The 13,221-nt window shown below is 70.5% G+C and carries 10 protein-coding genes; 9 read left to right on the top strand and 1 reads right to left on the bottom strand.

Annotated features, from left to right (window positions below; genetic code table 11):
• The first annotated feature begins 19 nt into the window (after positions 1 to 19).
• Entirely contained in the window at positions 20 to 3,067 is a 3,048-nt protein-coding gene (uvrA, locus tag ACG83_RS09140) for an excinuclease ABC subunit UvrA (RefSeq protein WP_054565731.1), read from the top strand.
• A 77-nt stretch (positions 3,068 to 3,144) separates the two neighbouring features.
• On the opposite strand, the gene ACG83_RS09145 is transcribed toward uvrA, so the two are convergent.
• A complete protein-coding gene (locus ACG83_RS09145; protein ID WP_006538983.1) occupies positions 3,145 to 3,564 on the bottom strand; it encodes an SsgA family sporulation/cell division regulator in 420 nt (139 codons plus the stop codon).
• Between the two features lie 574 nt (positions 3,565 to 4,138).
• Between ACG83_RS09145 and uvrC the strand changes: the two genes are divergently transcribed.
• The 8 genes from uvrC (at position 4,139) to secG (ending at position 13,210) form a co-directional block, all read left to right on the top strand.
• A complete protein-coding gene (gene uvrC / locus ACG83_RS09150; protein WP_054565732.1) occupies positions 4,139 to 6,427 on the top strand; it encodes an excinuclease ABC subunit UvrC in 2,289 nt (762 codons plus the stop codon).
• The gene (gene rapZ, locus ACG83_RS09155) at positions 6,424 to 7,293 is read left to right on the top strand and encodes an RNase adapter RapZ (protein ID WP_006538985.1); all 870 of its coding nucleotides are present in this window, start codon (positions 6,424 to 6,426) and stop codon (positions 7,291 to 7,293) included. Before uvrC ends, rapZ begins: the two co-directional genes overlap by 4 nt.
• Positions 7,290 to 8,474 (top strand): 2-phospho-L-lactate transferase CofD family protein, encoded by a 1,185-nt coding sequence (locus tag ACG83_RS09160; protein ID WP_054565733.1) that lies wholly within the window; start codon positions 7,290 to 7,292, stop codon positions 8,472 to 8,474. The genes rapZ and ACG83_RS09160 overlap by 4 nt, the downstream gene beginning before the upstream one ends.
• Positions 8,462 to 9,466 carry a DNA-binding protein WhiA gene (gene whiA, locus ACG83_RS09165; RefSeq protein ID WP_193209709.1) on the top strand — a complete coding sequence of 335 codons (1,005 nt, stop codon included), beginning with the start codon at positions 8,462 to 8,464 and terminating at the stop codon, positions 9,464 to 9,466. The genes ACG83_RS09160 and whiA overlap by 13 nt, the downstream gene beginning before the upstream one ends.
• A gap of 235 nt (positions 9,467 to 9,701) precedes the next feature.
• Positions 9,702 to 10,709 carry a type I glyceraldehyde-3-phosphate dehydrogenase gene (gene gap / locus ACG83_RS09170; protein ID WP_006538988.1) on the top strand — a complete coding sequence of 336 codons (1,008 nt, stop codon included), beginning with the start codon at positions 9,702 to 9,704 and terminating at the stop codon, positions 10,707 to 10,709.
• Between the two features lie 61 nt (positions 10,710 to 10,770).
• Positions 10,771 to 11,973: a phosphoglycerate kinase gene (gene pgk, locus ACG83_RS09175; protein ID WP_054565734.1), complete on the top strand. Its 1,203-nt coding sequence runs from the start codon at positions 10,771 to 10,773 to the stop codon at positions 11,971 to 11,973.
• Between the two features lie 90 nt (positions 11,974 to 12,063).
• Positions 12,064 to 12,876, top strand: coding sequence for a triose-phosphate isomerase (gene tpiA, locus ACG83_RS09180; protein WP_054565735.1), 813 nt, complete (start codon positions 12,064 to 12,066; stop codon positions 12,874 to 12,876).
• Positions 12,877 to 12,979: 103 nt separating this feature from the next.
• Complete coding sequence (gene secG / locus ACG83_RS09185) at positions 12,980 to 13,210, top strand: preprotein translocase subunit SecG (RefSeq protein WP_006538991.1); 231 nt, start codon at positions 12,980 to 12,982, stop codon at positions 13,208 to 13,210.
• Positions 13,211 to 13,221 lie beyond the last annotated feature (11 nt).

The raw sequence follows: 13,221 nt of genomic DNA on the forward strand, positions 1-13,221 counted from the left end.
GACGACGAGGGACCTGACGATGGCCGACCGTCTTGTCGTGCGCGGAGCACGCGAGCACAACCTTCGTGATGTCGATCTCGACCTGCCCAGAGATGCTCTGGTGGTCTTCACCGGCCTGTCGGGCTCGGGCAAGTCCAGCCTCGCCTTCGACACGATCTTCGCGGAGGGCCAGCGCCGGTACGTCGAGTCCCTGTCCGCCTACGCGCGCCAGTTCCTCGGCCAGATGGACAAGCCCGATGTCGACTTCATCGAGGGGCTGTCGCCGGCGGTGTCCATCGACCAGAAGTCGACGTCGCGTAACCCGCGATCGACGGTTGGCACGATCACCGAGGTATACGACTACCTGCGGCTGCTGTACGCACGAGTCGGCCATCCGCACTGCCCCCGGTGCGGTCGCCCGATCGCGCGCCAGACCCCGCAGCAGATCGTCGACCGGCTGCTGGAGCTGCCCGAGGGCACCCGCTTCCAGGTGCTCGCACCGGTCGTGCGCGGGCGCAAGGGCGAGTACGCGGATCTTTTCGCCGAGCTGCAGAGCTCCGGGTTCGCCCGGGTGCGCGTCGACGGCACCGTCGTGCCGCTGACCGAGCGCCCCAAGCTGGAGAAGCAGCGCAAGCACACGATCGAGGTCGTGGTCGACCGGCTCGCGGCGAAGGAGTCGGCCAAGCGCCGCCTCACCGACTCGATCGAGACGGCCCTGCGGCTGGGCAACGGTCTGGTGCTGCTCGACTTCGTCGACCGGGATCCGGCCGACCCCGACCGCGAGCGGATGTACTCCGAGCACCTCGCCTGCATGTACGACGACCTGTCGTTCGAGGAGATGGAGCCGAGGTCCTTCTCGTTCAACTCGCCGTTCGGTGCCTGTCAGGAGTGCTCCGGGCTGGGCACGCGCAAGGAGGTGGACCCCGAGCTGATCGTGCCCGACCCGACGCTCTCGCTGGCCGAGGGCGCCATCCAGCCGTGGTCCGGCGGGCACAGCAAGGAGTACTTCCAGCGGTTGCTGACGGCGCTGGCCGAGGACCTGAGCTTCCGGATGGACACGCCCTGGGAGGGGCTGCCGGAGCGGGCCCGCAAGGCCATCCTGCACGGCAGCGGCGAGACCGAGATCCACGTCGGCTACACGAACCGCTACGGGCGCAAGCGCTCGTACTACACCTCGTTCGAGGGCGTGCTGGCGTTCCTGCGGCGCCGGCACGCCGACGCGGAGTCCGACAGCAGCCGTGAGCGCTACGAGGGCTACATGCGTGACGTGCCCTGCACGGCCTGCCGAGGCTCCCGGCTCAAGCCGGAGTCACTGGCGGTCACCCTCGCCGGGCGCTCCATCGCCGAGGTGTCCGCCATGTCGATCCAGGAATGCGCGGAGTTCCTGCGGCACGTCGAGCTCAGCGAGCGGGAACAGGCCATCGCCGGGCAGGTTCTCAAGGAGATCGACGCCCGGCTGGTCTTTCTCCTGGACGTCGGCCTCGACTACCTCTCCCTGAACCGCGCCGCGGGCACCCTCGCCGGCGGCGAGGCGCAACGCATCCGGCTGGCGACCCAGATCGGCTCCGGGCTGGTGGGTGTGCTCTACGTGCTCGACGAGCCGTCCATCGGCCTGCACCAGCGGGACAACCGCCGCCTCATCCAGACCCTCATCCGGCTGCGGGATCTGGGCAACACCCTGATCGTGGTGGAGCACGACGAGGACACCATCCGCGCCGCCGACTGGGTGGTCGACATCGGCCCGGGCGCGGGCGAGCACGGTGGTCGGGTGGTCGTCTCCGGATCGGTCGACGACCTGTTGAGCAGTGCGGAGTCGGCGACCGGGGCATATCTCTCCGGCCGGCGGGAGATTCCCGTCCCGGCGATCCGCCGGGCGCCGACCAGGGGCCGTGCGCTGACCGTGCACGGCGCGCGTGAGCACAACCTGCGTGACGTGACGGTGTCCTTCCCGCTGGGCTGTTTCGTGGCGGTCACCGGGGTGTCCGGGTCGGGCAAGTCGACGCTGGTCAACGACATCCTCGCCTGCGTGCTCGCCAACCACCTCAACGGCGCCCGCGAGGTACCGGGCCGGCACCGTACGGTGAGCGGGCTCGACCACCTCGACAAGGCGGTGCGGGTCGACCAGTCACCGATCGGCCGGACTCCGCGTTCCAACCCAGCGACCTACACCGGCGTGTTCGACCACATCCGCCGGCTGTTCGCGGAGACGACCGAGGCGAAGGTCCGCGGCTACCTGCCCGGCCGGTTCTCGTTCAACGTCAAGGGCGGCCGCTGTGAGGCCTGCTCCGGCGACGGCACGATCAAGATCGAGATGAACTTCCTTCCGGATGTCTACGTGCCCTGTGAGGTCTGCGGGGGCGCCCGGTACAACCGCGAGACCCTCGAGGTGCACTACAAGGGGAAGAACATCTCCGAGGTTCTCGACATGCCGATCGAGGAGGGCGCGGAGTTCTTCGCCGCCGTCCCGGCGATCGCGCGCCACCTGCGCACGCTCAACGACGTCGGGCTGGGGTACGTCCGGCTCGGCCAGCCCGCGCCCACCCTCTCCGGTGGCGAGGCGCAGCGGGTGAAGCTGGCGGCCGAGCTGCAGCGCCGTTCCACCGGCCGCACCGTCTACGTGCTGGACGAGCCGACCACCGGCCTGCACTTCGAGGACATCCGCAAGCTGCTGGGTGTCCTCGGGCGGCTGGTCGACGCGGGCAACACGGTGATCGTGATCGAACACAACCTGGACGTCATCAAGACCGCCGACTGGATCATCGACATGGGGCCGGAAGGCGGCACCGGCGGCGGTCGGGTCGTCGCCGAGGGCACCCCCGAGGCGATCGCCGCCGTGTCCGCGAGCCATACGGGGGCATTCCTGCGCGAGATCCTGGGCGGCCGTGGTGCGACCGCAGGCGCGGCCCCGGTGGCCGACGGTCAGGTGGTGGCAGAGCAGATGGCGGCAGAGCAGGTGGCGGCGGGTCAGGAGGCGGGTGCTGCCGCCCCTGATGGAGCGGGCCCGGCGGCGAAGGGTGCCGGCGTCAGGAACGCGAGGGCGTCCAAGGGCCGTGACCGGTTGGCCGGTACCGCGTCGGTGACCAGCTGAGAGCCTGGCGGCCTGGCAACGGCGAGCGGCGGGGGTCGGCTGCCCCGGGCCTGCCTGGAACGGCTGGCCCGCCGCTGTCAGCTCTGGAAAAGATCGTCGAGGACGGCGTCCAGAGCGACCTCGGGGTGTTCCTCGCCGGCGGGCACGACCCGCTCCGTGCGGTCCAGGAAGCGGCGGACCGGTGCCGCGTCGAGGACGACCACCGACCGCCGATCGCCGTCAGCCAGTTCCAGGCGGATCCCGCCCCGGGTCGGCTCGGGGGTGATCCGAACATCACCGTCGCCTACCGGAGCCGGGCCGTCGAGGCCGGCCCGCAGCGCGTCCCGTGGGGTCACCCAGTGGCCCTGCGGGAGCGCGGGGTGGTCCGGCCGGGAGACGAGCACCAGGGCGACCGCCAGCGGGTCACAGCTCCGCCAGGTGACCTGGAGAACGGTGATTCTTCCGCGCCCGGGTGCGTCGTCGACGACGAACTCCGTCGTGACGTCATCCACCTGCACCCGTCGGCCCCCTTGGTCCCAGTCCGCCGGCTCCGTCGTGTCGAACCGTTGCGTGTCGAACGGCTGCGTGTCGCCCGTCTGCTGCGTCTGCGCCGCCCGTCTGCCGTGACGACCGTCCGCTGTGTCTACAACAGTGTCTCCTGCAGAGTCGACCGTCTTCGGCCGCCTGGCACCTGCAGTGTGACCTGCGGTGTCGACTGGTCAACAGCGGTGTCGGCCAGCCGAGGATCAACGGCTGTGACAGCCAGTCAGCGGCCGTGTCGACCAGCCACGGCCGCCTGTCGGCTGCCGCGCCGGTCGGCGTCGAGCCGCCGACCGTCATACAGCATACGGCGATGCGGCCTCAGCCGAGGCCTGATGGGAGATCATCCGCCTGGCAGCTCGTGGACGCGGGCCCGGGGAGTGGCTTTTCGCGGGCCGTTGACCGGCGTCCGGGGGCGTGCTCGCGGGCCGGTCGGCCGCGGCTCGACGCGGGGAGCTCCGGGGGTCCTCGACGACATGGAAGCTGAGCGTGATGAAATGGATACGTGCAGGCACCGTTCAGGTCGGAGGATGACGGCCGTAGGCTCGGTTCATGGCTGATCCGGCGACCTACCGGCCCCCGCCGCGCTCGATCCCCGAGACCCCGGGCGTGTACCGCTTCCGTGACGAGCATGGCCGGGTCATCTACGTGGGCAAGGCCAAGAACCTGCGCGCCCGGCTCGCGAACTACTTCGCCGACGTGCATACCCTGCACCCGCGTACCCAGCACATGGTCACCACGGCGAGCTCCGTGGAGTGGACCATCGTGTCCACCGAGGTCGAGGCGCTTCAGCTCGAGTACACCTGGATCAAGGAGTTCGATCCACGTTTCAACGTCCGCTACCGCGACGACAAGAGCTACCCGAGTCTCGCCGTGACGTTGTACGAGGAGTTTCCGCGGCTGCAGGTGATGCGTGGGCCCAAGCGTCGTGGCGTGCGGTACTTCGGCCCCTACGCGCACGCGTGGGCCATCAGGGAGACGCTGGATCTGCTGCTGCGTGTCTTCCCGGCCCGGACCTGCAGCTCGGGCGTCTTCAAACGAGCGGGCCAGGTGGGGCGTCCCTGCCTGCTCGGGTACATCGACCGGTGCTCCGCGCCGTGCGTGGGCCGGGTCGACGCGGCCACCCACCGGGAGATCGTCGAGGACTTCTGCGATTTCATGTCGGGGCAGACGGGCCGTTACCTGCGCCGGCTCGAACGCGAGATGCAGGCCGCCGCCGACGCCCAGGAATACGAGCGCGCCGCCCGGCTGCGGGACGATATCGGCGCGCTGCGCCGCGCGGTCGAGAAGCAGGCTGTCGTGCTGCCCGACGGGACCGACGCCGACGTGATCGCCTTCGCGCAGGACGAGCTCGAGGCCGCGGTCCAGATCTTCTACGTGCGGGCCGGTCGGGTCCGTGGCCAGCGTGGCTGGGTCGTGGACAAGCTCGACGACGTCACCACGGGAGACCTCGTCGAGAAGTTCCTGACCCAGGAGTACCTGGACGGGGCCGACGGGTCGGCGGCCGGTTCCAGCGACACGGGTTCCAGCGACACGGGTGCTGGTGGCACCGGCACCGACACCGGGTACGCCGGTGAGATCCCGCGCGAGATCCTCGTCCCCGAGCTGCCGCCGGACGCCGAGGCCGTCACCGAACTGCTCAGTCAGGCCCGCGGTTCGCGGGTCGACCTGCGCGTGCCGCGTCGGGGCGACAAGCGCAACCTGATGGAGACGGTGGAACGCAACGCCAAACAGGCGTTCACGCTCCACCGGACGAAGCGCGCCGGTGATCTCACCGCGCGCAGCCGCGCCCTGGCCGACCTGCAGGAGGCTCTGGAGCTGCCCGACGCCCCGCTGCGCATCGAATGTTTCGACGTGTCGAACATGCAGGGCACGAATGTCGTCGCGAGCATGGTCGTCTTCGAGGACGGCCTGCCGCGCAAGTCGGAGTACCGGCGGTTCGCGATCCGTGGCGTCGACGGGCAGGACGACGTCGCCAGCATGCACGAGACCGTTCACCGCAGGTTCTCGCGTTATCTGGCCGAGCGCGCGCGGACGGGAGAGCTCGCGGGTTACCCGGATGCCGAAGACGCTGACGGTGGCGAGGCCGAAGCGGCCGAAGCGGCCGAAGCGGCCGGAATGGCCGGAATGGCCGCATTGGCCGAGGACGTGGGGGGGCCGTCCCTGCGGGATCCGGAGACCGGACGGCCCCGCCGGTTCGCCTACCCCCCGAACCTCGTGGTGGTCGACGGCGGTCCGCCGCAGGTCGCGGCGGCCGCGCGGGCCCTCGACGAGCTCGGTGTCGAGTCCGGTCCGGGTGGCGTGGCCCTGTGCGGGCTGGCGAAACGCCTGGAGGAGATCTGGCTGCCGGACCAGGACGAGCCGGTCATCCTGCCGCGCACCAGCGAGGCGCTCTACCTGTTGCAGCGCGTGCGCGATGAGGCCCACCGCTTCGCGATCACCTATCACCGGCAGAAGCGGTCGGCCTCGATGGTCGCCTCGGCGCTGGACGGGGTTCCGGGCCTGGGCGAGACCCGGCGCAAGGCCCTGCTACAACAGTTCGGCTCGGTGACGAAGGTCCGCGCCGCGACGGCTGAGGAGATCGCCCAGGTACCGGGCATCGGGCCGCGGACGGCCGAGGCGATCGTGGCCGCGCTGGCCCGATCGGCTCCCGGAGAGGCCCAGGCGCCCCCGCCCGCCGTCAACCCGCTCACCGGCGAGATCATAGGGACCGGGACCACAGGTACCGAGACCACAGGGGCGATGTCCGATCCGGTGGCGGCGCCGAGCCCGGTCGACGAGTCGGCCGGGCACGCCGAGCCCGCCGCCGCGCAGGGCACTATCCGGGGGGTGGCTGGATGACCACCGCAACTCTTGACCTCGCGATCATCACCGGGTTGTCCGGTGCTGGTCGCAGCACGGCGGCGAAGTGCCTGGAGGACCTGGGCTGGTTCGTCGTCGACAATCTGCCGCCGGCGCTGCTGTCGACCATGGCTGAGCTGGGCCATCGTTCCGGCGGGGCGGTGAGCCGGATCGCGGTGGTCGTCGATGTCCGAGGCCGGGCGTTCTTCTCCGACCTGCGGGCCGCGGTCGAGGCGTTGGACTCGCGGGGCATGCATCCGAGGATGTTGTTCCTGGAGGCCTCCGACGACGCGCTGGTCCGCCGGTTCGACCATGTCCGGCGCCCGCATCCGCTGCAGGGCGACGAGCGGGTCGTCGACGGGATCAGCCGGGAACGGGCGCTGCTCGCCGAGCTGCGTGGCGAAGCCGACCTCGTGCTGGACACGACCGACCTCAACGTGCACGAGCTGCGGGCGAAGATCGATGTGGCGTTCGGCCAGCCACGCGCCAACCGGCTGAACGCGACTGTGGTCTCCTTCGGCTACAAGTACGGCCTTCCGCTCGACGCCGACTTCGTCGCCGACTGCCGTTTCCTCCCGAACCCGCACTGGGTCGAGGCACTGCGCCCCTACACGGGGCGCGATCCGCAGGTGCGCGACTACGTGCTCGCCCAGCCGGGCGCGGAGGAGTTCGTCGACCAGTACACGGCGCTGTTGCACCTGGTCGGCGAGGGCTACGTGCGGGAGGGGAAGCGCTACCTCACGCTGGCGGTGGGCTGCACCGGTGGCAAGCACCGCAGCGTCGCCGTGGCCGAGCAGCTTGGCGCACGGCTCGCGGCCGACGGCATCGGGGTGCGTGTGGTGCACCGGGATCTGGGCCGCGAGTGACCGGCGACGCTCTCGCGATCACCGCGTTCGGTGGCGGGCACGGACTGGCGGCGTCGCTGTCGGCGTTGCGGCGGATCACCGCACACCTGACCGCCGTCGTCACCGTGGGTGACGACGGCGGATCGTCCGGTCGGCTGCGGGCCGAGCTCGGTGCGTTGCCCATGGGCGATCTGCGGATGGCGCTGGCCGCGCTCGCCGGCACCGACGGCTGGTCCACCACGTGGGCCGACCTCTTCCAGCACCGCTTCGGGGGCGACGGGCCGCTCGCCGGCCACGCGGTCGGGAACCTCGTCCTGACCGCGCTGGCCGAACGTGCGGGTTCGCCGGTCGCCGCGCTTGACCTGGCTGCGTCCCTGCTCGGCGTCGACGGCCGGGTCCTCCCACTGTCCTGCGACGGCATCGACATCGTCGCGGATGTGACGGGCCTCGACGTCGGCCCGGGCGCCATCGCCGGTATCGGTGCCGGTACTGGCACCGGCACGGATCGGCCGGTGGAGTCGGGGGAAGCGGAGTCGGGGGAATCGGTGGAGGTTCGCGGTCAGGCCGCGGTCGCCACGACTCCGGGCCGGGTCGAGGGCGTGCGGCTGGTGCCCGCGGCGCCCGCGGCGTGCGGCGCGGCGCTGGCCGCCGCCGAGGCCGCGGACTGGATCGTCCTGGGACCCGGTTCGCTCTACACGAGTGTGCTTCCGCACCTGCTCGTGCCGGACATGCGCGCGGCGATCACGGGTTCCCGGGCCCGCCGCGTCATGGTCCTCAATCTCGTGGCGCAGCCCGGTGAGACCGCCGGGTACACGCCCGAGGCGCATCTGCACGCGCTGGCCACCCATGTCCCCGGTCTTCGCCTGGACGTCGTGATCGCGGATCCCGCCGCGGTCGATGATCCGGAACCGCTGGCCCGTGCGGCCGCGGATCTGGGCGGCAGGCTTCACCTTTCGTCCGTGCGGGCCGCCGACGAGCCGGCCCTGCACGATCCCGAGCGTCTCGCGGCCGCGTTCCGTGCCGTGTTCGCACCCGGCAGCCAGGCCGATGTGGGCCGGGCGGCGGTGCCGGTGCCCCCACGTCCCGTGGACGAGCGGTCCTGGCGGGACCGGGGTGCGGCATGCGTCGATCCCTCGGGCGTCGGGTGCTCAACGACCGGTGGCCGAGGCCATCGGATCCCCTCCGGTGAATGCAAGGAGTGATCGGTGTGGCGGCGATGACGGCCACCGTCAAGGACGAACTGAGCAGGCTGCGAGTGGCCAAGCCCTGCTGTCGGCGGGCTGAGATGGCGGCGCTGCTGCGGTTCGCCGGCGGCCTGCACATCGTCGGCGGGCGCATCGTGGTGGAGGCCGAGCTGGACACCGGCTCCACCGCGCGTCGACTGCGGCGTGAGATCGCCGAGGTCTTCGGCTTCCCGTCGTCAGTCGCCGTGCTCGCCGCCGGCGGGCTACGGCGGTCGGTGCGCTACATCGTCCGCGTGGAGCGCGACGGTGAGCAGCTCGCCCGCTCGACGGGGCTGCTGGACCAGCGCGGCCGCCCGGTGCGTGGCCTGCCACCGCAGGTGGTCACCGGGTCTGCCTGCGACGCGGCGGCGGCCTGGCGAGGCGCGTTCCTCGCGCATGGCTCGCTCACCGAGCCGGGGCGGTCATGCTCGATGGAGGTCACCGCGCCCGGCCCGGAGGCGGCGCTGGCGCTGGTCGGCGCGGCCCGGCGGATGGGCGTGCAGGCCAAGAGCCGGGACGTGCGCGGAGTCGACCGGGTGGTGGTCCGCGACGGCGACGCGATCGGCGCGCTGCTGACCAAGATCGGTGCGCATGACAGCCTGATGGCCTGGGAGGAGCGGCGGATGCGCCGCGAGGTCCGGGCGACGGCGAACCGGCTCGCGAACTTCGATGACGCCAACCTGCGCCGGTCGGCGCGGGCCGCGGTGGCGGCCGGTGCCCGGGTGCAGGCGGCGATGCGCATCCTCGGTGACGATGCGCCGGACCACCTGCTCGCAGCCGGACGGTTGCGGCTCGAACACGCACAGGCGTCACTGGAGGAGCTCGGTGCGCTCGCCGACCCGCCGCTGACCAAGGACGCCGTTGCCGGGCGAATCCGTCGACTGCTCGCGCTGGCGGACAAACGGGCCAACGCTCTCGGTATCCCGAACACCGAGGCCAGTGTCTCTCCGGAACTCTTTGAGAACGCCTGAGCACGCAATCAGGCGCCTGGACGGGGTACGTCGAGTGCGCGGACACGCGCCGTGTTCGCCGAGGCCCATGGGATAGGGTGTTTGGCGAAAGGCGCTGCATTCAACCAATTGCTGAGGGTGCTGGGTCCCCCGATGTGAGGAGACCGACATGTATCGGTTCGGATTCCCGCCGATGATGTCCGGACTCGCTAGGCTCCTGGCACACGACGGCACACGAGCATAGGGAGTCCTGGACGTGGCTACGCGGGTGGGTGTCAACGGCTTCGGGCGTATCGGTCGTAACTTCTGGCGGGCCCTTGCGGCAAGCCGGCGGAGCGATCTGGAGATCGTCGCCGTCAACGACCTGACGGACAACAAGACCCTCGCGCACCTGCTGAAGTACGACACGACCCTCGGCACGCTCGCCGAGCCGGTCTCCGTCGCCGACGACGGCATCCGGGTCGGCGACACCACGATCAAGGTGCTCGCCGAGCGGGACCCGGCGGCGCTGCCGTGGGGTGACCTGGGCGTCGACATCGTGATCGAGTCGACGGGCCGCTTCACGACCGCGGAGACCGCCGGCAAGCACCGGGAGGCCGGCGCCAAGAAGGTCATCATCTCCGCCCCCGCCAAGGGCGAGGATCTGACGGTCGTCATGGGTGTGAACGACGACGTGTACGACCCGGCGAACCACCACATCCTCTCGAATGCCTCCTGCACGACGAACTGTGTCGCGCCATTGGCGAAGGTGCTCGACGAGGCGTTCGGTATCGAACGTGGTCTGATGACCACCATCCACGCATACACGAATGACCAGGTCATCCTTGACTTCCCGCATTCCGACCTGCGTCGTGCGCGTGCGGCCGCGCAGAACATCATTCCCACCACCACCGGGGCTGCGAAGGCGACCGCGCTTGTTCTTCCGCATCTGAAGGGCAAGCTCGACGGTCTCGCGATGCGTGTTCCGGTACTCGACGGTTCGGTGACCGACCTTGTCGTGAATCTGGCCCGCGAGGCGTCGAAGGACGAGATCAACGCCGCCTACAAGGCCGCGTCCGAAGGACCACTGAAGGGTTACCTCGTCTACACCGAGGACCCGATCGTTTCCTCCGACATCGTGGGCACCCCGGCCTCCTGCACCTTCGACTCGCAGCTGACGATGTCCTTCGGCAGCCAGGTCAAGGTCGTCGGCTGGTACGACAACGAGTGGGGCTACTCCAACCGTCTCGTCGACCTGACCGGGCTCGTCGCCGGCCGGCTCTGACAGCACCAGGTCATCCGACCAACCTGACCACCTGACCTTCGCCTACACCGGAGTAGCCAGCGTGAGGACGATCGACGACCTGCAGGTCACCGGTCACCGTGTACTTGTCCGTAGCGATCTCAACGTGCCTCTGGACCGCTCGGGGGCCACGCCCCGCATCACCGACGACGGTCGGGTGCGGGCCAGCGTGCCGACGATCCAGGCGCTGCTGGACCGGCAGGCGAAGGTGGTGGTCTGCTCGCACCTCGGCCGCCCCAAGGGCGAGCCCGAGGCGAAGTACTCGCTCGCCCCGGTCGCCGAGCGGCTGGCCGAGCTGCTGGGAGTCCCGGTCGCCTTCGCCGGGGACGGTAGCGGCGACATCGCCGGTGACCGGGCCCGTGAGGTGGTCGGGCAGCTGGGCGAGGGGCAGGTGGCCCTGCTGGAGAACCTCCGTTTCCATGCAGGGGAGACCAGCAAGGACGCCGCCGCCCGGGCCGCGTTCGCGGACGAGCTCTCGGCGCTCGCCGAGTTCTACGTGGGTGACGCGTTCGGCGCCGTGCACCGGGCGCACGCGAGCGTGTCCGAGGTGCCCAAGCGGCTGCCGCACGCGGCGGGCCGGCTGGTGCTGACCGAGCTGGACGTGCTGCGCAGGCTCACCGCCGCCCCGGCCCGGCCGTACACGGTGGTGCTCGGCGGCTCGAAGGTGTCGGACAAGCTCGGCGTCATCCGGGCCCTGCTGCCGAAGGTCGACTCGCTCCTGGTCGGGGGCGGGATGTGCTTCACCTTCCTGGCGGCGCTCGGGTACCCGGTCGGCGCCTCGCTCCTGGAGAGCGAGATGATCGACACCTGCAAGGGGCTGCTGGCCGAGGCCGGCGACCGGCTCGTGCTTCCCACGGACGTCGTGGTCGCGGACCGCTTCGCGGCGGACGCCGAGACCGCGGTCGTCACCGCGGACGCGATTCCGGACGGCTGGCTGGGCCTCGACATCGGGCCGGCCTCGACCGCGGCGTTCGCCGGCGTGGTCGGCGGTGCGGCCACGATCTTCTGGAACGGCCCGATGGGTGTCTTCGAGTTCGCGCCGTTCGCGGCGGGAACGAAGGGTGTGGCCGAGGCCGTCGCCGCCGGTGACGGCTTCTCCGTCGTGGGCGGCGGGGACTCGGCCGCCGCCGTCCGTGCGCTCGGCATCCCGGACAGCGACTTCAGCCACATCTCCACCGGCGGTGGCGCCAGCCTGGAGTACCTGGAGGGCAAGAGCCTTCCCGGGCTCGCCGCACTCGACGTCTGAGCCCCGCCCGGGGCACGGGACGCCATTCGAGGCATCACCTCCGAGGCATCACCATCCGAAGCATCATCACCGACGAAGGGAAGCAGGGACGTGGCGAAGGGGGCACCCGCCCGCGGATCGGCCGGTTCCGGTCGGCGGACGTTGGTCGCCGGCAACTGGAAGATGAACCTCAACCATCTCGAGGCCATCGCGCTGGTGCAGAAGGTCGCCTTCGACCTGAAGCCGGCGGAGCTGGAGAAGGTCGAGGTCGTCTTCCTGCCGCCGTTCACCGACCTGCGCAGCGTCCAGACCCTGGTCGACGGCGACAAGCTCGCTGTCGGCTACGGGGGTCAGGACCTGTCGCCGCACGGCTCCGGGGCCTACACCGGTGACATCAGCGGAACCATGCTGTCGAGGCTTGGCTGCTCGTATGTTGTCGTCGGGCACTCCGAGCGGCGCACCTACCATCACGAGGACGACGCACTGGTCGCCTCCAAGGTCCTCGCGGCCTACAAGCACGGCATCACACCGATCCTCTGCGTCGGTGAGCACGAGGACGTCCGCGCGGCGGGCAACCACGTCGATCATGTGCTGACCCAGCTGGAGGGTTCGCTCGCCGGCGTCAGCGCCGAGCAGGCCGCGACACTCGTCGTCGCCTACGAGCCGGTGTGGGCGATCGGAACCGGTCGGACCGCCTCGGCCCAGGACGCCCAGGACATGTGTTCGGCGGTTCGTGGCCAGCTCTCGAAGCTGTTCGGGGATTCCGTCGCGGGCGGAATCCGGGTTCTCTACGGGGGCTCGGTCAAGGCCGCGAACGCCGCCGAACTGTTCACCATGCCCGATGTCGACGGTGGTCTCGTCGGCGGCGCGAGCCTTGTCGCAGAGGAGTTCGTGGGGATCGTCCGCGCTTCGCCGGCGGCCTGAGGCACCTGCGCGGGCACCGGGGCGGCGTGATGTACGTTGGCACGATCGTCGGGCCTGATCGGGTACGACGTTCGGGCCCTAACGACAGCGGGAGCTGGTCCAGATGACGGTCGGTCTGTCGATCGCACTCATCGTCACGAGCGTGCTGCTCATCTTGCTGGTGCTGCTGCACCGGGCCAAGGGCGGTGGTCTTTCGACCCTCTTCGGCGGAGGGGTGTCGTCGTCGCTGGGCGGCTCCTCGGTCGTCGAGAAGAACCTCGACCGCCTCACCATCGCGGTGGCCCTGTTGTGGGCCACCTGCATCATCGGCCTCGGTCTGCTGTTGAAGAGCTGAATAGTTGAGCA

This window comes from Frankia sp. R43 (assembly GCF_001306465.1).
Taxonomy (GTDB): domain Bacteria; phylum Actinomycetota; class Actinomycetes; order Frankiales; family Frankiaceae; genus Parafrankia; species Parafrankia irregularis.

Bases quoted from the DNA above. Each gene is read 5' to 3' on its own strand.
- uvrA (WP_054565731.1), top strand. From the start codon at position 20: ATGGCCGACCGTCTTGTCGTGCGCGGAGCACGCGAGCACAACCTTCGT.
- uvrC (WP_054565732.1), top strand. From the start codon at position 4,139: ATGGCTGATCCGGCGACCTACCGGCCCCCGCCGCGCTCGATCCCCGAG.
- rapZ (WP_006538985.1), top strand. From the start codon at position 6,424: ATGACCACCGCAACTCTTGACCTCGCGATCATCACCGGGTTGTCCGGT.
- whiA (WP_193209709.1), top strand. From the start codon at position 8,462: ATGCAAGGAGTGATCGGTGTGGCGGCGATGACGGCCACCGTCAAGGAC.
- secG (WP_006538991.1), top strand. From the start codon at position 12,980: ATGACGGTCGGTCTGTCGATCGCACTCATCGTCACGAGCGTGCTGCTC.